At 52.9% G+C, this 21,436-nt stretch carries 19 protein-coding genes and 5 pseudogenes; 13 read left to right on the forward strand and 11 right to left on the reverse strand.

All coding sequences use genetic code 11. The features are described 5' to 3' along the window. Positions 1 to 2: 2 nt before the first annotated feature. A complete protein-coding gene (cca, locus tag A7C91_RS03020) occupies positions 3 to 1,370 on the forward strand; it encodes a CCA tRNA nucleotidyltransferase (protein WP_068667379.1) in 1,368 nt (455 codons plus the stop codon). On the opposite strand, the gene A7C91_RS11060 is transcribed toward cca, so the two are convergent. Both A7C91_RS11060 and A7C91_RS03025 read right to left on the reverse strand, forming a co-directional pair. Continuing rightward, a complete protein-coding gene (locus A7C91_RS11060; protein WP_199920098.1) occupies positions 1,367 to 1,510 on the reverse strand; it encodes a hypothetical protein in 144 nt (47 codons plus the stop codon). The genes cca and A7C91_RS11060 overlap by 4 nt on opposite strands. A 151-nt stretch (positions 1,511 to 1,661) precedes the next feature. Further along, positions 1,662 to 3,347, reverse strand: a pseudogene (locus A7C91_RS03025) (glycoside hydrolase). Positions 3,348 to 3,463: 116 nt separating this feature from the next. Between A7C91_RS03025 and A7C91_RS03030 the strand changes: the two are divergent. Continuing rightward, a complete protein-coding gene (locus A7C91_RS03030) occupies positions 3,464 to 3,772 on the forward strand; it encodes a hypothetical protein (RefSeq protein WP_068664796.1) in 309 nt (102 codons plus the stop codon). On the opposite strand, the gene A7C91_RS03035 is transcribed toward A7C91_RS03030, so the two are convergent. The 4 genes from A7C91_RS03035 to A7C91_RS03050 all read right to left on the reverse strand — a co-directional run bounded on the left by A7C91_RS03035 (position 3,773) and on the right by A7C91_RS03050 (position 6,927). After that, positions 3,773 to 4,204, reverse strand: a complete 432-nt coding sequence (locus A7C91_RS03035) for an OsmC family protein (RefSeq protein ID WP_068664798.1) — start codon at positions 4,202 to 4,204, stop codon at positions 3,773 to 3,775. It lies immediately after the preceding gene. Between the two features lie 73 nt (positions 4,205 to 4,277). Continuing rightward, positions 4,278 to 4,499 (reverse strand): MoaD/ThiS family protein, encoded by a 222-nt coding sequence (locus tag A7C91_RS03040; protein WP_068664800.1) that lies wholly within the window; start codon positions 4,497 to 4,499, stop codon positions 4,278 to 4,280. 24 nt (positions 4,500 to 4,523) lie between these two features. Next, positions 4,524 to 6,395 (reverse strand): aliphatic sulfonate oxidoreductase WOR-like subunit, encoded by a 1,872-nt coding sequence (locus tag A7C91_RS03045; protein ID WP_068664802.1) that lies wholly within the window; start codon positions 6,393 to 6,395, stop codon positions 4,524 to 4,526. Between the two features lie 4 nt (positions 6,396 to 6,399). Beyond that, complete coding sequence (locus A7C91_RS03050; protein WP_068664804.1) at positions 6,400 to 6,927, reverse strand: aliphatic sulfonate oxidoreductase polyferredoxin-like subunit; 528 nt, start codon at positions 6,925 to 6,927, stop codon at positions 6,400 to 6,402. A gap of 113 nt (positions 6,928 to 7,040) precedes the next feature. On the opposite strand from A7C91_RS03050, the gene A7C91_RS03055 reads away from it, so the two are divergent. The 3 genes from A7C91_RS03055 to ileS all read left to right on the forward strand — a co-directional run bounded on the left by A7C91_RS03055 (position 7,041) and on the right by ileS (position 11,938). Beyond that, on the forward strand, positions 7,041 to 7,871 hold the full coding sequence (locus tag A7C91_RS03055; RefSeq protein WP_068664806.1) for a DMT family transporter: 831 nt from the start codon (positions 7,041 to 7,043) through the stop codon (positions 7,869 to 7,871). A 63-nt stretch (positions 7,872 to 7,934) separates the two neighbouring features. Further along, a complete protein-coding gene (locus A7C91_RS03060) occupies positions 7,935 to 8,309 on the forward strand; it encodes a hypothetical protein (RefSeq protein ID WP_068664808.1) in 375 nt (124 codons plus the stop codon). A gap of 431 nt (positions 8,310 to 8,740) precedes the next feature. Beyond that, positions 8,741 to 11,938 carry an isoleucine--tRNA ligase gene (gene ileS / locus A7C91_RS03065; protein WP_068664810.1) on the forward strand — a complete coding sequence of 1,066 codons (3,198 nt, stop codon included), beginning with the start codon at positions 8,741 to 8,743 and terminating at the stop codon, positions 11,936 to 11,938. A 108-nt stretch (positions 11,939 to 12,046) separates the two neighbouring features. Here the strand turns inward: ileS and A7C91_RS03070 are convergent, their stop codons facing one another. Beyond that, positions 12,047 to 13,129 carry a radical SAM protein gene (locus tag A7C91_RS03070; RefSeq protein ID WP_068664812.1) on the reverse strand — a complete coding sequence of 361 codons (1,083 nt, stop codon included), beginning with the start codon at positions 13,127 to 13,129 and terminating at the stop codon, positions 12,047 to 12,049. 82 nt (positions 13,130 to 13,211) lie between these two features. Between A7C91_RS03070 and A7C91_RS03075 the strand changes: the two genes are divergently transcribed. Then, entirely contained in the window at positions 13,212 to 13,574 is a 363-nt protein-coding gene (locus tag A7C91_RS03075) for a ribonuclease P protein component 2 (protein ID WP_068664813.1), read from the forward strand. A 20-nt stretch (positions 13,575 to 13,594) separates the two neighbouring features. Here the strand turns inward: A7C91_RS03075 and A7C91_RS03080 are convergent, their stop codons facing one another. The 4 genes and pseudogenes from A7C91_RS03080 to trmBL1 all read right to left on the reverse strand — a co-directional run bounded on the left by A7C91_RS03080 (position 13,595) and on the right by trmBL1 (position 17,131). Beyond that, positions 13,595 to 14,050: a hypothetical protein gene (locus A7C91_RS03080; protein WP_068664815.1), complete on the reverse strand. Its 456-nt coding sequence runs from the start codon at positions 14,048 to 14,050 to the stop codon at positions 13,595 to 13,597. After that, the gene (locus tag A7C91_RS11570; RefSeq protein WP_234394450.1) at positions 14,047 to 14,811 is read right to left on the reverse strand and encodes a hypothetical protein; all 765 of its coding nucleotides are present in this window, start codon (positions 14,809 to 14,811) and stop codon (positions 14,047 to 14,049) included. Before A7C91_RS11570 ends, A7C91_RS03080 begins: the two co-directional genes overlap by 4 nt. Before the next feature lie 14 nt (positions 14,812 to 14,825). Continuing rightward, positions 14,826 to 16,068: pseudogene (locus A7C91_RS03090) on the reverse strand (glycogen/starch synthase); the annotation flags it as partial. A gap of 40 nt (positions 16,069 to 16,108) precedes the next feature. After that, positions 16,109 to 17,131, reverse strand: a complete 1,023-nt coding sequence (gene trmBL1 / locus A7C91_RS03095) for an HTH-type sugar sensing transcriptional regulator TrmBL1 (protein WP_068664820.1) — start codon at positions 17,129 to 17,131, stop codon at positions 16,109 to 16,111. Positions 17,132 to 17,202: 71 nt separating this feature from the next. Between trmBL1 and A7C91_RS11575 the strand changes: the two genes are divergently transcribed. The 7 genes and pseudogenes from A7C91_RS11575 to A7C91_RS03120 all read left to right on the forward strand — a co-directional run bounded on the left by A7C91_RS11575 (position 17,203) and on the right by A7C91_RS03120 (position 21,427). Further along, a complete protein-coding gene (locus tag A7C91_RS11575; protein ID WP_234394451.1) occupies positions 17,203 to 17,802 on the forward strand; it encodes an alpha amylase N-terminal ig-like domain-containing protein in 600 nt (199 codons plus the stop codon). A gap of 27 nt (positions 17,803 to 17,829) precedes the next feature. Next, a pseudogene (locus A7C91_RS11580) lies at positions 17,830 to 18,506 on the forward strand (alpha-amylase family glycosyl hydrolase). Positions 18,507 to 18,514: 8 nt separating this feature from the next. After that, a complete protein-coding gene (locus A7C91_RS11585) occupies positions 18,515 to 18,769 on the forward strand; it encodes a hypothetical protein (protein WP_234394510.1) in 255 nt (84 codons plus the stop codon). After that, a complete protein-coding gene (locus tag A7C91_RS11590) occupies positions 18,679 to 18,924 on the forward strand; it encodes an alpha-amylase family glycosyl hydrolase (RefSeq protein ID WP_234394452.1) in 246 nt (81 codons plus the stop codon). Before A7C91_RS11585 ends, A7C91_RS11590 begins: the two co-directional genes overlap by 91 nt. Next, positions 18,906 to 19,835 (forward strand): annotated as a pseudogene (locus A7C91_RS03105) (glucodextranase DOMON-like domain-containing protein); the annotation flags it as partial. The gene A7C91_RS11590 and the pseudogene A7C91_RS03105, both read left to right, overlap by 19 nt. 29 nt (positions 19,836 to 19,864) lie before the next feature. Further along, positions 19,865 to 20,990, forward strand: a pseudogene (locus A7C91_RS03115) (ABC transporter ATP-binding protein). A 32-nt stretch (positions 20,991 to 21,022) separates the two neighbouring features. Beyond that, a complete protein-coding gene (locus A7C91_RS03120; RefSeq protein ID WP_068664826.1) occupies positions 21,023 to 21,427 on the forward strand; it encodes a UPF0146 family protein in 405 nt (134 codons plus the stop codon). Positions 21,428 to 21,436: the final 9 nt, after the last annotated feature.

Below are 21,436 nucleotides of genomic sequence, written 5' to 3' on the forward strand. Positions count from 1 at the left end.
TGATAATGGTTCAAGAAGTTATTGGGGAAGTCCTCATCAGGATCAGGCCGAACGAAGAGGAGAGAGCTTTTATTGAAGGCCTGATGCGAGAGATCGAGAACATAGCCCGTGGAAGGGCTGAAGAGCTTGGCCTTGACATTAAACCTTATTTTGTTGGTTCCCTCGCCAAGGACACTTACCTAACCGGCGACCACGACGTTGACCTCTTCATGGCCTTTCCCCTCGACACTCCCCTCGAAGAGCTCCGCGGGAAAGGCCTCGAGCTTGGTAAGGCCATAGCGGAGAGGCTCGATAGCTACGAAGTTGCCTACGCGGAGCACCCCTACGTGAGAGCCCGCTATAAAGGGGTCAAAGTTGATATAGTCCCCTGCTACGACGTCGACAGCTGGAAGGACGTCAGAACGGCAGTTGATCGCTCCATACTCCACACGAAGTGGGTGCTTGAAAACCTCCACCGCAGAAACGACGATGTCAGGCTTTTGAAGCGCTTCCTCAAGGGAATAAACGCCTACGGCAGCGAGATTTACGTGAGGGGCTTTTCGGGCTACCTTGCCGAAATCCTGATTATCAAGTACGGCTCATTCCTAGATGTTCTGGAGAAGGCCGACTTCATGCTGAGGCAGAAGATAATAGACCCTGCCGGCTGGCTCAAGAGTGAACCAGAAATAGCCATGAAGACCATTAAGAGGGAAGCTGAAGGGGACAAGCCGCTCATCGTCATAGACCCCGTTGACCCGAGGAGGAACGTCGCCGCAAATCTGGGCTGGGAGAAGTTCGGGAGGTTCTACTTCAAGGCCCACCAATTTCTGGAAGAGCCCCTCGTAGAGTTCTTCTTCCCGACGGAGAGCACGGGAGAGAACTACCTCGGAGAGCTCAGAAGAAAGAGAACACACCTCGTCACGCTCCTCTTCAAAAAGCCCCAGCTTGTTGATGACCTGATCCTCCCGCAGCTGGAGAGGAGTGCCAGAGGCTTCGAGAAAGCGTTGAGAAGGGAGAACTTCAAGGTTCTCGGCTGGGACTACGGCTACGTTGGAGAGGAAGCGTTCATCATGCTGGAGCTGGACAGAATAGTGCGCGAGAAGATAACCATAAAGCCCGGCCCGGAGTTCTTCACTGAGAGGGGCTGGGACTTCTACCGGAAGAACGAGAGCGTCTGGCTGATTGGAAAGAGGCTGTACGCGGAGAAAAGGGTTAAGGAGAGCATCGTCGACGTCATTGTAGAGCTCCTGGAGAAGAATCAAGTTGCCTTGGGCAAGCAGGTAAGAGAGTTCATCCACTCCGCTGATATTCTGGTGGATTACGTTCCAGGGGAGCTCAAGAGAGAGGCATACCTCTTCCTGAGCAGGAAAAAGTGGAATTTGAAGGGCTAAGGCGGAAGTTGTCGTTCATCGAACAGCTTTTCAATCTTCTCCAGTATTCGTTTCAACTTCAAGTACTCCTCTCCATTCAGGGTTCCAAATATCAGCTCCAGTATGAAAGAGTTCCCTCCAGAGGATTTGGACTCCTTCATTCAGCACCACCTTTGTGATAGGGAGCGGTTTTCTTTTGCCAGCATCTTTCCAATCTCCGCAATGATTGCTTGCGTCAATAAAGAAAATTTGAAGTCAGAATATTCAGTCTCTGTGCTCGCACCACTCCTGATTCTCCCATTGGCCGTGCCTCTAGCCCGGAATGTGGCCGGTGTCGGCAACGACCCACTCGAGGTTGTAGGATCCGATCAGGGCCTTAAGCTCGCCCTTCATGTCCCCCCTCCGACGTAGAGTGCGGCCCTCGTCACCATGTTGTAGCCGCTGTTAGGTACCTCTGGCTTCAGCGCGCTATTCCACGCTTTCTCGCTTGTTTCCCAGCCTTCGAGAGCCGGTAATGAGCCGAAGTTCCAAAGGTGGTAGAGTCTACCGAAGTTCCGGAGCTTCAGGTAGGCCTCGACGAAGATGTTTCTCCCCTCGTCGTTGAAGTACTCCATAAGCTCAATGAAGGCCTTAGCCATTACCGAGACGTTGCCGAAAGCCACGCGCGTGTCGAGGTTCTCCCAGAATCTCGGGCAGGAGTGATTTGCCAGAAGCATGAGGTAATAAATCCTTCCGAGCTTCAGGGCCTTCTTCTCGCCGTTCGCTGGCTCGAGGACGTAGTCCATTGAAGTTTCAATGCCGAAGTAGTCATAGTAATCCTTGAAGAAAATCCTCGCATATCTAACGAGGAACTCCTCGACGTTGGCGTTGAAATCCTTCAAACCTTCAAGCACGCCCAATCTCACAGTCCTATTTAGCTCCTCAAAAAGGCGCGTGAAAGCGACTTCCAGAGCTGACTTATCCTCCTCCCCTCCACCTCACGGGCAAAGACCTTTCCATCGGCCCTTCTGTAGCCCAGCCACCTCGAATCGCTCGTCTTTCCGTCGAGGCTTAAGTCGAAGTAGTCGCTCCAGGCAGAGTAGTCCCTGACGCCCATCTCAAACTCGCATTCTCCCTCGAGGCGCTTGAACTCATCAGTGAGCTTTTTCTTAACGAACTCCATGGCAGAACTCTCTCGACACCATTCCCTTCGAGGCCCTCCATCCATGCTGTAAACCTGTCGAGCTGGGCTGGATTCCCGAGGAGGCTCTCAAGGTCGCTGGCAGTAAAAACTAAGTACGGAACTCCCAGGCTCTCCTTATAGTCGTCCCACCGTCTGAGGGTTCCCTCTATCAGTTCCGAGACGTTGAGGGTGTTAAAAGCGAAGGCGTCGCTCAGTCCCCACTCGCGACCGAAGACAAAGGAGTTAGAATAGCGATTGCAGGAGTATTTGGCCTGAGGAAAGTCGTAGAAGAGCTGCCTCTCGTCGAGGAGGAAGACGAGCCTTTTATCCGTTGAGGACTCGACTATCTCGGCGCTCCCCAATGTTATGACAGCCTCGGGAAGCCAGTAGCCAACGACGGGCTTGCTCCCTGTAAGTGGGGCGTAGAAGTCAAAGGAAACCCTCGCCAGAATCCGCTGCTCGAACTCGTCGAGGTGCGGGACAATTGGATGGAATGGTGTGGTAGGGACAGCGTCAAACTTCTCCAAGAGGGAAACCGTCTCCTCGAAGGCCTTCCCGTGGTAGCGGAGGAGCATTAGAAAGGTGAACGGCTCAATGTCTATGCTTATTCCCTTCATCCGCGAGAGTGTATCGGCTATGTGCTCGTAGGAATAGAGCATTGCCCTCGTCCAGTTCTCCCCCCTGACTTCCTCCCCGTGGATTTTCATGGCAACAGAACTCCTTCGCTCCTCATACTCTATAGGCTTACTTCCATCGCCGTTCTTAACATAAACTATGTCGCCCGGCTGGTAGGCGTGAAAATGGTGTGAGTACTTCATAAAACACTTCTTGAACATGGTCTCACCAAGAGTGATACATCATCTCTCTTTATTGACCTTTCGAAGGTGCATTTCTACCCATATATGGCCGATAAGTTAATAAAGCTGTGCATTGAACTTAGACCGGTGGGAGAATGGAACGTGAGTTCCGGAAGATTCTGGGCGAAGATCTGGCTAATTACCTTGAGCTTCTTCGAGCCAAGTTAGCCTTTGCCGAAGAGCTCTATGGCGTTAAGATGAACTACGTCCCGCTTATAACCGAGGGGGAAATAGTAATCCTCGACAAGAACGACGGCAAGATTAAGTGGCTAAAAACCAAGAGACCGCTCACTCTCGAAGAATTCGAGCGACTGGCCGGGAAAGTAAAGGAAAATCTCGAATCTGGTTACGTCGAGATGCTCCTTGCAATGAACATGTCCTGCGTCCATGGGCCAGGGGAGTGATCAAGCTTTTTCGACTTCTATCTTGAGTGGTGTCATGTTGAGGAGATTGTCGCTGATGGGACAGCGCTCGTCTACCTTTTCAATCCACTCTTTAAGCTTCTCCTCATCCGCATCAGCCTTGACTTTTATCTTTACACTTATCCCCTTGAAGCCGGCCCTGCCACCGTTTCCAGTCATGAACTTCTCAGGATTAAAGATACCCTTTACCTCAACGGTTAGACTTTCGATGTTTATTCCCATGTCCTTGGCAACGAGGGTTCCGACTATGTTGAGGCATCCCGCCAAGGCAGCGAGCTGGTAGTCTAGCGGACATGGGTACTCCCCACCAAGCTTGTCTATGAGGATTTCAAAACCCTCGGCCCTGACCCTCATCTTGGTTGGAGAGAGTCTTTCTCCCACGGCCTTTATCTCCAAGTCTTTGTATCCAGGCATTCAAATCACCCAAAAACTTATTATACACAAGAGTTTAAAAGAAACTCCCAAACTGAAAGTTTAAAACAATGAGCTAACCCCCATAAATCACTGGAAGAACCTTAACAACGTCACCATCCTTCAAGACACAACTATGATCGACCTTTCTTTCGTTCACAAGTATATGGTGTTCAACGGCGCTTATCCCCAGTTCCCGTAGAAGCTCACCTACGGTTGTTCTTTCCTCAAGCTCAAGCTCCATCCGCGGTGAGAAGCGAAGGGCCACCTCGCCATAGAGAATCAGTATGACCTTCATTGAACCACCTCCGAAAAATAAAGGTTAGAGGCCGAGGCGCTTCCTTATACGCTTAACCTCGCGCTTCGCTTCACCTATGCCAAGCTCTTCAAGGACTTCCTCCTTCGGGATGCCGTGCTCGTCGTAGCCGACCTCATCGTAGTATTGTCTCACCTTCGCACGTATCTCCTCTCTGCTTGGGGCCTTGCCTTTAACAGGGCCACTCGGCAGGGGTTCGTAGAAGCGCTGTGGATTGTCGTCGTCTCTCCTTGGATCCCAGTAAACGTCAGGTCCGCCGAGGAGAAGGAGTATTCTCTGGAGATGGATTATTCTCAGACCGGTCTCGTTGAACCACTTCTCCGATGTCAGATCGAAGCCCGTGATGGCGTTTCCAAACTCGAGTATTCTCTCAAAGCCCGGTCTGGTGGTGAACATGCAGATGACGGCCGAGTCGTAGAAAGCATTCACCAGCTCACCCTCGTAGCTCCTCGCAGGAAGTCCTGCCGTCGCTGTGTGGTCGCCGCCCTGAACGGAAACGGCATAGCTTATGTCTCTGGTGTAGTCGAGGTCGCTCCTTATCCCGTGCGCTCCGATGCCTATGCCCTTGATGTGGACGGCGTACTTCATGGCATCAACGCCTTTCATCTCGGAAATCTTGAGCGCGGCCCTGTAGGTTCCTTCCGCGAGGATTTCACCTATCCCTTCCCTCTCGACTATCAGTTCAAGGAGCCTCGCAAAGGCCTTCTCATCGTCCCACTCAAGCCTGAAGCCGATGTCCTCCTCCGTGAGGATGCCCCTCTGATAGAGCTCGGCAGCAAAGCCGAGGACGTTGCCGGCGTTTATACCATCCAACCCCAGCTCATCCACGAGGTATGAGAGGTAGACTATCTTCTCAGGCTCGAAGATGCCGAGGTTGGTTCCCATGTAGGCCATCAGCTCGTAGTCAGGGGCATCTGTGATGGCTCCCTTATACGGCCCGTAGCGGAGGTAGGAAATCTTCATGCAGTTGACGGGACAGCCGTAGTCTGCCCAATACTTCTTGACCCATGTCCTGAGCTCGAAGTTAACTACACTTATCCTCTCGTCGTCGTGATACTCCTCCTGCCAGTTCCTCACCGGCTGGCTCGAGCGATCCTTTCCGACGCTGTAACCGCCAGATCCGGTTCCCCACTGCCTGAATGTCGTGAGGGTTAACAGTTCGCGCTGGAACTCCCGGAGCATGGCCTTGAACTTCATTGAATCATGAACTTCAGGCAGAGGTCCGTTACCCTTCACGAGGACTGCTTTAAGGTTCTTGCTGCCCATCACCGCTCCAAAGCCACCGTAGCCAGCGGCGTGCATCATCTTCGCCATTATCGCAGCGAAGCGGACTTTGTTCTCCCCACCCCTCCCGATGTACATCATAGCTGGCTCCTTGGGGACACCCCTGAGCTTCGCCCGTTTCCTCAGCTCGTCATGAACTTCCTTAAGGAGTGTCTTGTGAAGCTCAACACCACCCATTCCCCAGTACTTCGAGGCGTCGCGTATCTCTATGGTTTCATCGTTTATGAATAGATATACTGGCTCTTTTGCCCTCCCGCGGATTATTATTCCGTCATAGCCAGAGGCTTTGAGCTCGATTCCAATCTCGCTACTCAGGACGCTGCCAACGATACCGTTGCTCTCGGGGGACTTTGCAACGACAGAGGTTTTGATACCCGGATAGTAGCCAGTCAGCGGGCCCGTGAGGATGAGTAGAAGGTTCTCCTCACCAAGTGGATCAATATCTTCCCATCTCTCTCCCAGCTCCTTCCAGAGGAGGTAAGTCCCCAGTCCCCTGCCACCGTAGAACCGCAGCATCTCCTCGTCGAGCTCAACGAATTTCACTGTCTCGGTGCTAAGATCAACGTCTATCAGCTTTCCAGCGTATCCCTTCATGTTATCACCCCAACAACTCCCCGTACATCTTTCTCGAGAGTTCCTCGCTCTTCTCCACAGGGTCTTTGGCGAACGTCCTGTAGATCGAGCGGTAGTCACCCTTCACGAGGGTTAGGGCGTCGTGACCAGCCTCGTGGCATACCTCGACGCATTTCGGGTTTCCGCCACAGAGGTCGCAGATGACCACGCTTCTCTTACTGGGGAGAATCCTTGGGACGTTACCGGGGCAGGCAAGGAAACAGGCGCCGCACTCGGTGCAGTTGTCTTCGTTCACGAGAACCGCTCCAGTTCTCTCATTCACGCCCAAGGCATCAAAGTTGCATGCCTCAACGCACGGATAATCAGGACACTGAACGCAGGTGTGCGGGACGTTAACTCCGGGCAGAAGCTCGTATATTCTTATGCGCGAAGCTTCCGGCCATATTATCCCCTCATGCTCCAGTGAGCAAGCTATTTCGCAGAGTCTGCAGCCGCTGCACTTGTCAGGCGTTATCAGAATCCATATCCTCTCTTTGGTAGCATTGTCACTCATCGGGAACACCTAGTACCATAGTTGGAATTCAGACTATATAACCATTATGAAAACGCACAGACGTGAGTCTATGCGGGGAAGTTCTTATAAATTAAAGGGGACAACACACGGCGATGAACCGCTCCGAACTAATACTATTAGGCATCACGGCAATATGGGGCTTCACGTTTCCAGCTATGAAGGCGAGCCTAGATTACCTTCCCCCAATCCTGTTCCTCGCCTATCGCTTCGGAATCGCCTCGCTCCTCATGCTCATCATCTTCCGCTCTCGCGTCTTCAAAAGGGAGACACTGAAAGAGGGGTTTGTCTTAGGCCTAACCCTCTTCTTCGGCCACGGCTTCCAGATAGTGGGGCTGAAGTACACCACCGCCTCGAACTCGGCCTTCATCACGTCGCTCTACGTCGTCTTCACGCCGTTTATAGCCTATTTCATCCTCGGAGACAGGTTGAGAGGAAGGGACGTTCTTTCCCTGATCGTGGCGCTGACCGGCCTTTACCTTATATCCAGGGCCAGTCTAAACTTTAACTACGGAGATTTGCTGACCGTCCTCAGCGCGCTGAGCTTTGCTTTCCAGATAGTCCTCGTCCAAAAGTTTGGGGAGCAAGATTACCTGAGCTTGGCCTTCTGGCAGATACTCTGGAACTTCGTTTTCTCCTCGGCCTTCGCGCTCACCTTCGAGCCTTTGGTGATTCCAAGAGACCCGATGCCTTGGATGGGCATTCTCTACACGGCGATATTCGCAACGGTTGTGGCCTTCACGCTCCAAGTCAAGTACCAGAGGGACACAAAGGCCCACAGAGCAGCATTGATATATTCCGCTGAGCCTATATTCGGCCACATAGCGGCTTTCCTGACGATAGGCGAGATACTGAGCCCCAAGGGCTACCTCGGTGCGGCGCTGATTATGGCAAGCATATGGAACGAGGTCAGAAAAGAGAGCTGAGAGGTATTTACCAACAAAAAGTTAATAAATTTTTTGAAGTACACTCTTCTGGAGGTGATGAAGATGGTCCACGCATACATTAAGGAAAAGGCCAGAGAGTTCCCAAAGGAGGAGAAGGAGAAGCGCTACAAGTATCTGGGCAAGGAAGTCCTCGATGTCGGAGATCCCGGACTGGACAGCATCCCCGAGTTCTACGGCATAGCCAACGCCATCTGGCGCGACTGGAAGGAGGGAGAGATAAGCACCAAGACTGCACTGGGAAGGCTCGCACTTCTCAAGCTCCTTACGTACAAGACGAAGAATAAGAAAATCCAGAACATCCCCGAAGAAGACCTCGAAGAGGTCAGGAAGTTCATAGACTACGTAATTCAGGTCATCAAGAATGAGAGCAGAAGAAAGGGCGAGCCAGAGGAAGAGAGGCAGGTGAAGACGGAGTAAGCCCCTTTCGATTTTCTAATCCCCTCTTTTGACACAAGCCAAGTAAACAAGCTTCCGGAGGACCCCCCAATTCTCACAGTGCTCTTCACGTCACCCAGTTCTCCGTGAGGTTTAAATTCTCTAGAGAGATAATCATCACCGCGCCCTCCCCCTCACGCCCCTGGGAGAAGTGACCTGGGGTCGGTCGGGGAGGGCACACTTCTCTCCACTAGTCTCCAGCAAGCCCAAAATCAAGAGGGAACGTCTGGAAAATGAGAGACGCGTAGCGCTTCCCATCCAAAAACCTTATAAGGAAAGTTCCCAATTTTGCCCCGATGCCAATGAGGGGGGAGTGTTTTATCCTTCGCTCTGCTCGTTTCGAGTAAAACCCCTCACTGTTCTGAGCTAGTTAGTTCTAACTTTCCTTTCAAAGACCACAGGGAGGTTTTGAAATGATAAGGGAGCCAGAGTTTAGGGAGTATTCTCCAGGGAAGCTGGAAGAGAAAGTCGAGCACTTTTGGAAGGAGAACAACATCTATGAGAAGGCGAAGGCCAGCAGAGCAAACGGCCCGAAGTACTACTTCCTCGACGGGCCGCCCTACGTCAGCGGTGCCATACACCTCGGGACAGCCTGGAACAAGATAATCAAGGACATGGTGATAAGGTTCAGGATCATGCAGGGCTACAACGTTCGCAGGCAGCCAGGCTTCGACATGCACGGCCTGCCCATAGAGGTCAAGGTCGAGCAGGCTCTCGGCCTGAAGACCAAGAAGGACATAGAGACCGAGATAGGCGTTGACGAGTTCATAAGAAAGTGTAAGGAGTTCGCCCTCAACAACCTCAAGGTGATGACCGAGCAGTTCAAGATGCTCGGCATATGGATGGACTGGGACAACCCCTATATGACCATAAAGAACGAGTACATAGAATCGGGCTGGTTCACTCTCAAGCGCGCCTGGGAGAAGGGCCTCCTCGAGAAGGACAAGAGGGTTCTGCACTGGTGTCCGCGCTGTGAGACGGCTCTCGCTGAACACGAGGTTCGCGGTGAGTACAAGATAAGGAAGGACCCGAGCATATACGTCAAGTTTCCGGTTGAGGGGAAAGACAACGAGTACCTTCTCGTCTGGACAACCACGCCGTGGACTCTTCCGGCCAACCTCGCGGTTGCAGTTCATCCCGAATACGACTACGTCAAAGTCAGGGTCGAGACCGAGAACGGCGAGGAGTGCTGGATAATGGCGAAGGCCCTTGTCGAGAGGGTTCTTGCCGAGGTCGGCGTTAAGGGAGAGATAGTCGAGGAGTTCAAGGGTGAAGACCTCGAGGGACTCCACTACAGGCACATACTCATGGAGGAGTACCCAACTCAGAAGGAGTTCCGCGAGAGGTACGAGTGGGCCCACCGCGTTATTCTCGGCGAGCACGTGACGCTTGAGGGCGGTACCGGACTGGTTCACACCGCACCGGGCCACGGTGAGGAGGACTTCGAAGTCGGAAGGGAGTACGGCCTTCCGGCATATTCACCAGTTGATGACCAGGGCAGATACGTGGAGGGCAGATGGAATGGAGTCTACGTCAAAGACGCCGACCCCGAGATTATAGAACACCTCAAGGAGAAGGGCTACCTCGTCAAGGCCGGAACGATAGAGCACAAATATCCGCACTGCTGGCGCTGTAAGACGCCGCTTATATTCCGCGCCACCGACCAGTGGTTCCTCAAGGTCAGCAAGGTCAAAGACCAGATAATCAAGGAGAACGACGAGAAGGTGACCTGGTACCCCGACTGGGTGAAGGTCAGGTACGACAACGGCGTCATGAACTCCGGAGATTGGGTCATAAGCAGACAGCGCTACTGGGGAATACCTCTGCCGATATGGCAGAGTGAGGACGGCGAAATATACGTCGTTGGAAGCTTTGAGGAGCTTGTCAAGCTTTCCGTGGCCATAGAAGTGAACGGCGAGAGGATAGACCTCCCGGAGGACTACAGCGAGAAGCTCAGGGTCATCGAAGAGAAGCTCGGCCCGGAGGACCTCCACAGGCCCTACGTGGATGCATTCATCATAAAGGTCAACGGCAAGGAGATGCGCCGCGTTAAGGACGTCGTTGACGTCTGGTTTGACAGCGGAATAGCCAGCTGGGCTTCCCTCGACTACCCGAGAAACGAGGAGCTCTTCAAGGAGCTCTGGCCGGCAGACTTCATAGTTGAGGGTGAAGACCAGGTAACCAAGTGGTTCTACTCCCAGCAGGCAGCCAGCGTTATAGCCTTCGACACAGTCCCCTACAGGAAGGTCGCCATGCACGGCTACGTCCTCGACGAAAAGGGCGACAAGATGAGCAAGAGTCTCGGCAACATCATAAGGCCAGAAGAGGTCGTCCAGAAGGAAGGAAGGGACCCCTTCAGGTTCTACATGCTCTGGGCCACCAACCCCTGGGAGAACCTCAAGTTCAGCTGGAAGGGCCTGGCTCAGGTCAAGAGGATGCTCAACATACTCTGGAACGTCTACGTTTTGAGCGCCACCTACATGAGCCTAGATAAATTTGACCCGACGAGAGTCAACCCCGAGGAGCTGCCCTTCCGCGAGGAGGACAGGTGGATACTAAGCAGGGTCAACAGCCTCATCGGAGAAGTCACGGAGGGCATAGAGACCTTCAGGCTTACCAAGGCAACGAGGGCGATATACAACTTCGTCGTCGAGGACCTGAGCAGGTGGTACATCAGGCTGATCAGGAAGCGCATGTGGGTTGAAGGCGACGACCCGGACAAGTTAGCTGCCTACTACACCGTCTGGAAGGTCTTCAACGTCCTCCTGAGGCTTATGGCACCGTTTACACCATACATAGCCGAGGAGATTTATCAGAACCTCCTCAAACCGTTCCTTGGCGTTGAGAGCGTCCACATGCTTGACTGGCCAAGGGCTGATGAGAAGGCCATTGATGAAGAGCTCGAGAAGGAGATGGAAGCCGTAAGGAAGATAGTCGAGGCCGGCTCAAGTGCCAGACAGAAGGCAAAGATAAAACTCCGCTACCCGGTTAGGAGGATAATCATAGAGACCGAGGATGAAACCGTAAAGAGGGCTGTCGAGAGGCTTAACAGACTGCTCAGGGATCAACTCAACGCCAAGGAGGTCGTCGTTGGAAGGGTCGAGCGCGAGCTCATCATAAAGCCGAACTTCGCGAGGGTTGGGCCGGAGTTCAAGGGCGACGCCAGGCTCATCTCCCAGTGGATAGTCGAGCACGGTAGGGAACTCTACGAGGCCGGCGAGATGGACGTCGAGATCGAAGGAAAGACCTTCCACCTCACAAGGGAGCACCTCAGAATAGAGGAGAAGCTACCAGACTTCTTCGTCAGCGAAGACTTCGACGGAGGAAGGATCTTCGTGGACAAGACCCTCACCAGGGAGCTCCTTGCTGAGGGCCTCGCGAGGGAGTTCGTCAGGAGAATACAGGAGATGAGGAAGCGCCTCGATTTGGACGTCAACGACAGGATAATCGTCACCATAGAGACCACCGACGAGAACCGTGAGCTCCTTCATGAGAACCTCGACTACGTAAAGAAGGAGACGAGGGCAACTGAGGTAATCTTCGGCGAAGCCAGGGGCTACGTCGTTGAATGGCCCGAAGTTCAGGCAAAGATAGGGATTGAGCTGGTCTAACCTCATTTCTTTTCTATCTTTCCAGCAAAACCCTAACAACTTATGCCCCCATAAGTAACTTACGCCACCAGAACCAACAACTTAAAAGAGTAAAAGTTTGATTTAGGCTCAAGGCAGCGGAACCCTTTCCACCTCTATCCTGTCCCAGGTCGGGTATTCCTCGACGATGAAGAACCTGATGTCGCCTTCTATCGCCTCGGCAAGCTCCAGAGCTACCTCCTCAGGCATCTCTATCCTGCCCCTCTCGCGGTTTACGTAAAGCCACTCCTCGGGAACCTCTGCCTCCTCCACGAGGAGGGTATAGAGCTCGTCTAAGTCCTCGTACTCTGCTATGCCAAAGCGAAGCGTTCCGTCCTCGGTTATCTCCATGTAAGGCTTAGCGACGTTTCTCGCCATCTTTTTCAGCCTGTTCTTGAGCTGAACCGCGTCCTTGAGCTTGGCGGTGCAGAGGTGGTAGTTCAGTGAGGTGTTCTCCTCGCCCCAGCGGAGAATTTCGAGGCCAAGCTCTAAGCTGCCCTTAATCGCTGAACTCTCATCGCTGATGGGCAGGTACCCTCTATCCAGGAGGTTCCTCAGGTTGGTCTCGCTGAACTCCAGCTCGTTGATGTTGAAGAACTTCGCTCCAAGTCCGTCCAAAAACTCCGCGAACCACTTAATCCTCTCACCCTGACCAGGAACGGCGGGAACCTCTCCTCCAACGCCCCAGTCGAAGTCGAATGCGTTCTTTATGTTCTCAATCTCCACCCTGAAGAGCCTTGAGTTTGGATTGAAGAGGTCTGGGTGGAAGCGTATCTCGTCCAAACCTGCATCGTAGAGCTTTTCGAGGTTCTTCTTTGTTGCCAAAGCCCCAGTCGTGTAGAGGTGAACGTGAAAGCCCTCGCCGAAGGTTTCCTTTAAGGCCCTGATGTACTCAGCGGTTCTGTCGAGCCTCACCATCGGGTCGCCACCGGTGACCCCTGCTCCCCTTGCCTCCTGAATTTTGGCCTCCTCAATAATGTCGTCTACCCTCTTAACCGGTCTCTCGTTGGCGTAAACGACATCCTCCCTCCTCCAAGGGCTCAGCGGGCAGTAGAAGCAATCCCTCGGACATGCGCCCGTGGTGAAGAGAACAAGCTTCTCTCCTCTAACGCACATCTGGCAGCCCTTCGGCAGTTCTCTCACGGCGTATGAAAAGTAAGGGGTCTCCCACATCCAACTCCCTCCAGCTCTCGATAACACAACCAGAGGAGCAGACCTTAAAAAGGTTGGTCACCAAATCTGAGAAGGTGTTGAAATGAGGGAAAGACCCAAGACACTGCCGCCGACACTGAGGGACAAGCACCGCTATATTGCCTTTCAGGTCATCGGTGAGAGGACCTTCACAAAGGACGAGATAAAGAGGGCTATCTGGGAGGCGAGCCTCTCGACCCTCGGGACGCTCGGCTCCGCTCGGGCCAAGCCCTGGTTCATAAAGTTCGACGAGAAGAGCCAGACTGGTATAATGCGCGTTGATAGAAAGCACGTGGAAGAGCTTCGCTTCGCCCTGACGCTCGTCACTCACATAAACGGCTCTAAGGTGATTTTCAGGACGCTTGGCGTTTCTGGGACGATAAAGAGGCTGAAGAGAAAGTTCCTGAGTGAATTCGGATGGAAATAAGAAAAATGAATTAATTCCGTTCATCCCTGAGCGACAATGGTTATTGTGTCGCCAGCGCTGAATCCGCTGTCGTCTCCAAGGCTCGAGCCAGACAGTGGAATGTCCGCACCAAGCTCAGTGTCCTCCCAGAGACCAACGATGTAGCTGATGCCGTTGTAGTCGGCGATATTCGGATAGACCTGGGTGAGGAAGTAGTAAGCTCCAGCGGCAGTACTGTAGGCATCCGTACCGTATATCGTCACCACAAGGGCACCAGTTGTTCTATCGTTAAAGAGCTGGATAACGAAGTAGCCCTCTGTGACGTTCCACCACGGAACTGGAGCCGTCCACGTGAAGTTGCCCTCTGGGGTCACTATGGTTATAGTTCCGTCGATTGCCATGTGGACGAGGGCTATACCGTCGTATTTTGCCGTTACTGGATTAACCAGAGGCCCGCCAACGGAGACAACAACAGCATTGGTAGTTACGGTGCTCATGTTAAACTCGCCGACTGATCTCGAAATCGTCCTAGTGCCCAAGGGTATCGTACGTGAGACGTACTGGGCGGTCGAGAATGCATCAGGGGTTCCAAGACCCTGTTGATGAGCCAGTTCATGGCAAACCTGACTTCCCTGATGGCGAACGGGTTGAAGTAAACCTGGTCACCAACGGTGACAATCGGAGCATCCTTGTCTGGGTCATGGTAAGTGTTGAAGGTCAGCTCATTGTAGGAGCTGGCACTCCTGTAGAGATTGAGGTTAGACAGAACGTCAGAATCAAAGTAGTAATACCAGCCTTTAGTAAACCTGAAGAGACCAAAGTCATATATGCCCTGGGAGATAGTGAGAATGGCACCGGTCACGTCCTGGGTGCCATAAAACTCTATTACGTTGGAGTTTCCATCCCTCTGGAGGGAGTCTGTATAAACGGTTCTTGAACCGTTGAACTTCTCAAGCTTGAGGTGGGGGCTATCTAGGGGGTACGTAGCAAGAAGGTACGGACCGTTACTTATGACGAGATGCCCGCGTTCATTGTAGAATTGCAAATCCGCGTTTATCCTGGCGACCACAGCTGTCCAGTTAATGCCCGGGAAAGTTTCCACAACGTTACCTACAGAGATAGCATCCATAATTGCAGCCAGATCAGAAGTATGGGTGCCGTTGAGAAGGTCGAGCCAGAGGACTCCCTCTGCACCGCTGCTGAAGGAGTAGGTTCTGTTGATGCCGTACTCCTTGCTCTTAGCGACGAGCTCGCCCATGGCCCAATAGAGCTCCCACGGCATCTGGGAGTAGAAAGGGTCTCGTCGTCAAGCTCTTTGGCCCATATCATCGCCCTCGCTAGGGCAAAGGCGTCCCTTGGGGGGACGAGCATCCCTGTGGCATGCTCCGGATCGCTGCTGAGGTCTATTATCGTGTCCTTTAATCCCCCAACAGCGAAAGCTATTGGAACGGCACCAAGGCACATTGCCTCGAGCTGAACCAGGCCGAAAGGCTCGAAGTACGATGGGATTACAACAAAGTCCACGGAGCCGTAGAGCTCCCTAACGACCTCCCTGCTGAGAAGTTTGGTAAGTGTCCTCACGTTCTCAGGGAAATGGTTTTCCATGGCCCTTACCCACGCTCCCAGCTCCGGATCCCCTTGCCGATGATGAACCTCATTTCACTGAAAGAGGGGTCAGTATAGAGGAGCTCTATCCATACAGCAGGGTGTCCACACCCTTCTGTGCCCTATCAAAACGCCCTATGAACATAAAGACCTTTCCATCGCGCAATCCAATGCCCTCAAGAATCTTCTCCTGCGTTCCTCCCGAGGGAGGCCTCTCGTCTCTATCGGCTTCTCGTTCCAGAAGGAGCAGTCTATACCATTGAAGACGTGCGTAACTTTGCCCTCGAAGAACCCTAAGAAGTCCCATTCCTCCCAGAGGTAGCTCCTGCTGACGGTCGTTACTGCGTCGGCTATGTAAGCTGCGGTATGCTCGGGGTCGATGTCCGGATAGGGGACGAGCTCATCGAGGTTGGCCTCATGGAAGTAGCACGCTGGAACCTTGGCCTTGTTGAGCCTGTGGACGGTGAAGACGCTCCTCAAACCAAAGTATTTTCTGAGAAGACCGAGCGCGAAGACCGTGTGCCAGTCATGAGCGTGGAGGACATCGGGCTTGAACTTACCTATCAGTTCGTTCATGATTCCAACACTGGCCTTGCCGAAAAGAACGGCCTTCTTCAGCAGGCCGTCCCAGCCGGGACCGTAGATGTCAGGACTGTCAAGAACACCACCGCCAAGAGAATAAACCACGACACCATTCTGCTCTCTCTTTTTTACAGTTACCCCCATTCTCTCCCCAAGGCCGAAACCCTGAAGGAGGTGAAAGGTTCGCCCACTTCTTCCCCGTGGCTCGGGGTAAAGACCACCACTTCGTGGCCGAGATTCGAGAGGCCCTCGGCTATGCTGGTTAAGGCCTCGGCAAGCCCCCAACCTTCACGGGCAGGTACTCAAATCCCAATATCAGAATCTGCATTGCGGTCATCTCCTTTTTAAAATAGGGAAAGAGCAAAAAATCACTCCAAAAGTATGAACTTCTCACCCTCAACCTCTTCGAAGTAACTCCCTATTCCGCCGATCTTCCATTCCTTACCGTTGGCCTTAACCGTAACGTTGGCCATAAGAGGCGTGTACTCGTACCCAACTATCTCCCCATCGAGGGTTATTGGTTTCTTCGTCTCAACGAGCCTGCCGATGACTTCAGCCCTCCTGGGAAGTTCTGTAAACTTCAGGACAGTTATGAGAGTTCTGATGTTCACAAACGATAGTGGCTTGGGAAGCTTATTGTAGTTGAGGGGCTTGATGATCTCACTGTTGTCGAGGTATATGGTGTAGAACCAGTGCATGTAGTTCTGGATGATCTTTGGACTCTTAGCCCAGAAGGAGTAGAACTTCTCGCGCCTCTTGTCCATCGGCAGAGCACCGAAGAAGAGTGCATAGTCAATGTCGCCGATTATCCAGCTCGCCATGAGCCAGGGGGCGCCGCCGGTTTTCGCCAGGATGATGTTGTCGGCGTTGAGCCACTCCGGAATCTCCTCGAAGTTGCTGATTATAACGAAGATTATATCCTTCCGGCGCTTTATCTCGTCCCCCAAAAGGCGAAGGAACTCGAATGGGGTGTTTATTAAAACTTCGTGTTTGGCCGTCCTGATGATGTACTCTGCCCTCTCGACGGTGTTCTCAAAGCCCTGAATCGTCCATATCTCTGGCAGTTCCTCCCCGTGCACTTGGCGGTAGAGCTCGAGAAAGGCTGCCTTCAAGTTCTCTATGTCCTCGATGAACTCCTCCTTTATCTTCTCGAGGATGACCTCTGGATTGACGGGCTTGTAGAGCCTTGGGGCACCGTGCATCACGTCAACGAACCCCTTTCTGTGAAGGGAGCTCAGAACGTCATAGACCCTCGTGTGGGGGATTCCGCTCTCCTTCGTTATGTCCGTGGCCTTGCTGGGACCAAGCTTAAGGAGGGTTATGTAGGCTAAGCTCTCGTACTTAGTCAAGCCAAGTTTCTGAAGCTTTTCGACGATTTTCTCTTCCTTCATTTCCAGACCTCCAACTTTTTAAGTTCACTAGCATCAGTTTAATCATCACTAGTGATACCTGGGTGGAGAAGGTGTATAAAATTTTTGGATTTGAGTCAAACGAGTACTTTGGTCGGGTCGCAAAGGTTGAATCTTCAGTCCCGTCCAGAGGAAGGTACGCCTACCTCGTCGGGAGCTCCAACGCCTTCAATAAAGGCAGCTTTCGGATGAGAAGAGAGGCAGGAAGGTGGAGGATAAGGGTCGAGCTGCCGGAGGGGGTCTGGTACTACGGCTTCTCAATTGACGGAAAATACGCTCCAGACTCAGAGAATCCAGAGAAGACAACATACAGACGGCTGTCATACAAATTCAAGAGGGAAACCAGCGTTGCCAAAATATCCGCCGGAGACGACGTCTATCACGAACCCGCGCTCGCTTACTTGTACTCCTTTGCCGATAGAACCCATGTCCTGCCGAGGACTGTGAAGGGAAAAGCAATCTCCACTTACCTCATCACCGATGAGCGTATAGAGATGAGAAAGAAGGCAAGCGACGAGCTCTTCGACTACTTCGAGGCCGCTCTTCCAAGAACCGAGGAGCTGAGCTACGGCTTCGAGATAGAGACCGGAGAAGGAACAATCGAATACGGTAACTTCACCGCCGAACCGAGAGAGCTCCAAGTCCCAAGATGAATATTCAATCGGGTGTTCTACCATATAATGCCCGATAGGTTCGAAAGGGGCGTGATCAAAAAGCCAAGAAGAAGGATAATCGAAACCGGTCTGGGGCACCACGGTGGCGATTTAGCCGGAATCGTGAAGAGGCTCGGCCACCTTGAGGAGCTCGGTGTGAATGCACTCTATCTGACCCCAATCTTCGAGTCCATGACGTACCATGGCTATGACATAGTTGATTACTTCAAGGTCGCGGGGAAGTTCGGAAGTAACGAGGCCTTCGGAGAGCTCGCCCGGGAGCTGAAAAGGAGGGACATAAACTGATTCTCGACGGCGTCTTCCACCACACGATCTTTTTTCACTCATACTTTCAGGACGTCGTGAAGAAGGGAGGAGAGAGCAGATATCGGGACTTCTACAGAATCTTGAAGTTCCCAGTGGTGTCGGAGGACTTCCTTCGGGTTCTCGACTCGAACGAACCGCCGGAGCGAAAGTACCAGGGACTGAAGGAGCTCCATCAGAACTATGAGAACTTCTTCTCAGTGTGGCTCATGCCCCGTCTGAACCACGACAATCCACAGGTTAGGGAGTTCATAGTCAGTGTAATGAAACACTGGCTCGAAGAAGGTGCCGATGGCTGGCGACTGGATGTCCCCACGGCGTCCCGCCAGAGCTGTGGCGCGAGGTCAGGGAAAGAATGCATGAGGACGCGTATCTGGTAGGAGAAGTGATGGACGACGCAAGACTCTGGCTCTTCGACAAGTTCCACGGAACGATGAACTATCCCCTGTACGAGGCCATTCTAAGGTTCTTCGTGCGTGGAGAGATAAGTGCCGAAGAGTTCCTCAACTGGCTCGAGCTCCTGAGCACCTATTATGGGCCCGCTGATACTCCATGTACAACTTCCTTGACAACCACGACGTTGAGCGCTTCCTCGACCTCGTCGGTGACGAGCGGAGATACCTCTGCGCTCTCGCTTTCCTAATGACATATAAGGGGATTCCAGCGCTTTTCTACGGTGACGAAATAGGACTGAGGGAAATAGGTGCTTCTGGGATGGAAAGCTCAAGGACTCCAATGAAATGGGAGAAAGAGATGTGGAACACCAAGATACTCAGAGTGCCAAGGTCAAGAGAGTAACCCTCGTGGATATCGCCGACCCCGAGGGCGATGACTACGGTCCGGGAACCTACATATACCCACCCGACAATGTCTTCGTTCCTGGAGCCTTCGACCTCCTAAGGTTCAGGATGCTCGAGCAGAGCGATGCTTACGTAATGGAGTTTCACTTCAAGGACCTCGGCGGCAACCCGTGGAACGGGCCAAACGGCTTCAGCCTCCAGATAATCGAGGTTTACTTTTACTTCACCGACGGAGGAAACACCAGCGCCATCAAGATGTTCCCGAACGACCCAGGAAGCAACGTCCAGCTCGATCCGAGACACCCGTGGGACCTGGCCCTTAGGATAGCGGGCTGGGACTACAGAAACCGGATAGTGCTCCCGGACGGAACCGTTTACCAGGGTGAAATGCAGATTTCAGCCGACCCAGTTAAGAACGCTATAATCGTAAAGGCCCCAAAGAAGTACCTGAGCATCACCGACTACGGGCTCTACACTGCGGTGCTCGTAGGCTCCCAGGACGGCTACGGCCCGGACAAGTGGAGGCCAGTTGCAGTTGAAGCCGAGCAGTGGAAGCTCGGTGGAGCAGACCCGCAGGCGGTCATAGACAATCTCGCCCCGAGAGTGGTTGACATGCTCGTCCCATAAGGGCTCAAACCAACCCAGGAGGAGCAGCTGAGTTCCTACGACCTCGAAAAGAAGACCCTCGCGACGGTTCTCATGATACTGCTCGTCGAGGGAACCGGTGGCGAGGAAGTGATTCCCACTGAGACACCCACCGAGACACCGAGCGAAACGACGATCACTCCAAGCGAGACCACAACAACTCCAGCCGAGACCACCACTCCGGGTGAAGAGGGAGGAATCTGCGGTCCGGCGGTTTTGCTTGGACTGGCTTTGGCTCCGCTCCTGCTCAGGAGGAGAAGGTAGCTCTCCTTTCAAATTTTTGAGGTGATACCATGGCCGAAGTAAAGCTCATTGGGGTTTGGAAGCAGTTCGGGGACTTCACAGCCGTCAAGGACATGAACCTTGAGATCAAACACGGCGAGTTTATGATACTCCTCGGGCCGAGCGGCTGTGGAAAGACAAAGACTCTCAGAATGATAGCCGGCCTTGAGGAGCCCACAAAGGGGCAAATCTACATCGGAGACAAGCTCGTCGCCGACCCGAAAAAAGGAGTCTTTGTTCCACCAAAGGACAGGGACATTGCAATGGTCTTCCAGAGCTACGCCCTATATCCACACATGACGGTCTACGACAACATAGCCTTCCCCTCAAGCTCAGGAAAGTTCCCAAGCAGGAAATGGACCAGAGGGTGAGGGAAGTCGCCGAAATGCTCGGACTCACAGAACTCCTCAAGAGGAAGCCGAGGGAGCTGAGTGGCGGCCAGAGGCAGAGGGTAGCCCTCGGAAGGGCCATTGTGAGAAAGCCCCAGGTTTTCCTCATGGACGAGCCGCTGAGCAACCTGGATGCAAAGCTAAGGGTAAAGATGCGCGCCGAGCTTAAGAAACTACAGAAACAGCTCGGAGTCACAACGATTTACGTCACCCACGACCAAGTCGAAGCCATGACCATGGGCGACAGGATAGCGGTCATAAACCAGGGCATCCTTCATCAGATCGGAACCCTAATGAGGTCTACGACAGGCCAGCAAAAACATTCGTTGGAGGATTCATAGGCAGCCCGCCGATGAACTTCATCAATGCTTCGATAATCGAGGACGATAGAGGCGTCTGGGCCGACTTCGGAGAGTTCAGGCTCAAACTCCTCGACGACCAAGCCGAAGTCCTCAGGGAAAAGAATCTGATCGGAAAGGAGGTCATTTTCGGAATTCGCCCAGAAGACATTTACGACGCAATGTTCGCGCAGGTCAAAATACCTAGAGAAAACATGAACCGGGCCAGGGTTGATATCATCGAAAATCTCGGAAGCAAAAAGATAGTCCACCTCCGCGTTGGTGGGGTCACGTTCCTTGGAGCCTTCCGCTCGGAGTCTAAGGTGAAGGAAGGCCAGGAGATAGACATCGCTTTCGACATGAGGAAGGTTCACGTCTTTGACAAGGGAAGCGGAACGGCCGTCTTCTGAAGCTTTTTAAACTCTCTCTCCCATTTTTTACCATGCCAATTGAAGACTTCGCGGAGTTCTTGGCGGAAAAGGTTCCGAAAGGGAAAATAGTCGAACTCGGTATAGGTTTTCAGTTCAAGGTGGCCCTAAGGCTGAGGGAAAGGGGCTACGATGTTCTCGCAGTTGATTGGAACCCAGCCTCCGTTGAGAGGGCAAGGGAGCTTGGGATAAACGCCGTCCGAGACGACATCTTCAATCCGAGGCTAAAGCTATACAAGGACGCCAAAGCCATGTACTCCGTAAGACCAACGCCCGAAATAGTCCAGCAGATTCTCGAGCTCGGGAAAAGGCTTGGCCTCCCTGTTTACATTCTCCCTCTCAGCGGCGACACAATGCCGAGTAACCTGAAGCTTATCAACCACAGGAGGTTGGCCATATACATGGCTAAAACTATTTAAAGCCCCTCC

It is taken from the genome of Thermococcus piezophilus, assembly GCF_001647085.1.
GTDB lineage: Archaea > Methanobacteriota_B > Thermococci > Thermococcales > Thermococcaceae > Thermococcus > Thermococcus piezophilus.

Coding starts and splice junctions, on each gene's coding strand:
- A7C91_RS11060 (WP_199920098.1), bottom strand. CDS start 1,510: ATGAAGGAGTCCAAATCCTCTGGAGGGAACTCTTTCATACTGGAGCTG.
- A7C91_RS03030 (WP_068664796.1), top strand. CDS start 3,464: ATGGAACGTGAGTTCCGGAAGATTCTGGGCGAAGATCTGGCTAATTAC.
- A7C91_RS03035 (WP_068664798.1), bottom strand. CDS start 4,204: ATGCCTGGATACAAAGACTTGGAGATAAAGGCCGTGGGAGAAAGACTC.
- A7C91_RS03040 (WP_068664800.1), bottom strand. CDS start 4,499: ATGAAGGTCATACTGATTCTCTATGGCGAGGTGGCCCTTCGCTTCTCA.
- A7C91_RS03045 (WP_068664802.1), bottom strand. CDS start 6,395: ATGAAGGGATACGCTGGAAAGCTGATAGACGTTGATCTTAGCACCGAG.
- A7C91_RS03050 (WP_068664804.1), bottom strand. CDS start 6,927: ATGAGTGACAATGCTACCAAAGAGAGGATATGGATTCTGATAACGCCT.
- A7C91_RS03055 (WP_068664806.1), top strand. CDS start 7,041: ATGAACCGCTCCGAACTAATACTATTAGGCATCACGGCAATATGGGGC.
- A7C91_RS03060 (WP_068664808.1), top strand. CDS start 7,935: ATGGTCCACGCATACATTAAGGAAAAGGCCAGAGAGTTCCCAAAGGAG.
- ileS (WP_068664810.1), top strand. CDS start 8,741: ATGATAAGGGAGCCAGAGTTTAGGGAGTATTCTCCAGGGAAGCTGGAA.
- A7C91_RS03070 (WP_068664812.1), bottom strand. CDS start 13,129: ATGTGGGAGACCCCTTACTTTTCATACGCCGTGAGAGAACTGCCGAAG.
- A7C91_RS03075 (WP_068664813.1), top strand. CDS start 13,212: ATGAGGGAAAGACCCAAGACACTGCCGCCGACACTGAGGGACAAGCAC.
- A7C91_RS03080 (WP_068664815.1), bottom strand. CDS start 14,050: ATGAGCACCGTAACTACCAATGCTGTTGTTGTCTCCGTTGGCGGGCCT.
- A7C91_RS11570 (WP_234394450.1), bottom strand. CDS start 14,811: ATGGGCGAGCTCGTCGCTAAGAGCAAGGAGTACGGCATCAACAGAACC.
- trmBL1 (WP_068664820.1), bottom strand. CDS start 17,131: ATGAAGGAAGAGAAAATCGTCGAAAAGCTTCAGAAACTTGGCTTGACT.
- A7C91_RS11585 (WP_234394510.1), top strand. CDS start 18,515: ATGGACGACGCAAGACTCTGGCTCTTCGACAAGTTCCACGGAACGATG.
- A7C91_RS11590 (WP_234394452.1), top strand. CDS start 18,679: ATGTACAACTTCCTTGACAACCACGACGTTGAGCGCTTCCTCGACCTC.
- A7C91_RS03120 (WP_068664826.1), top strand. CDS start 21,023: ATGCCAATTGAAGACTTCGCGGAGTTCTTGGCGGAAAAGGTTCCGAAA.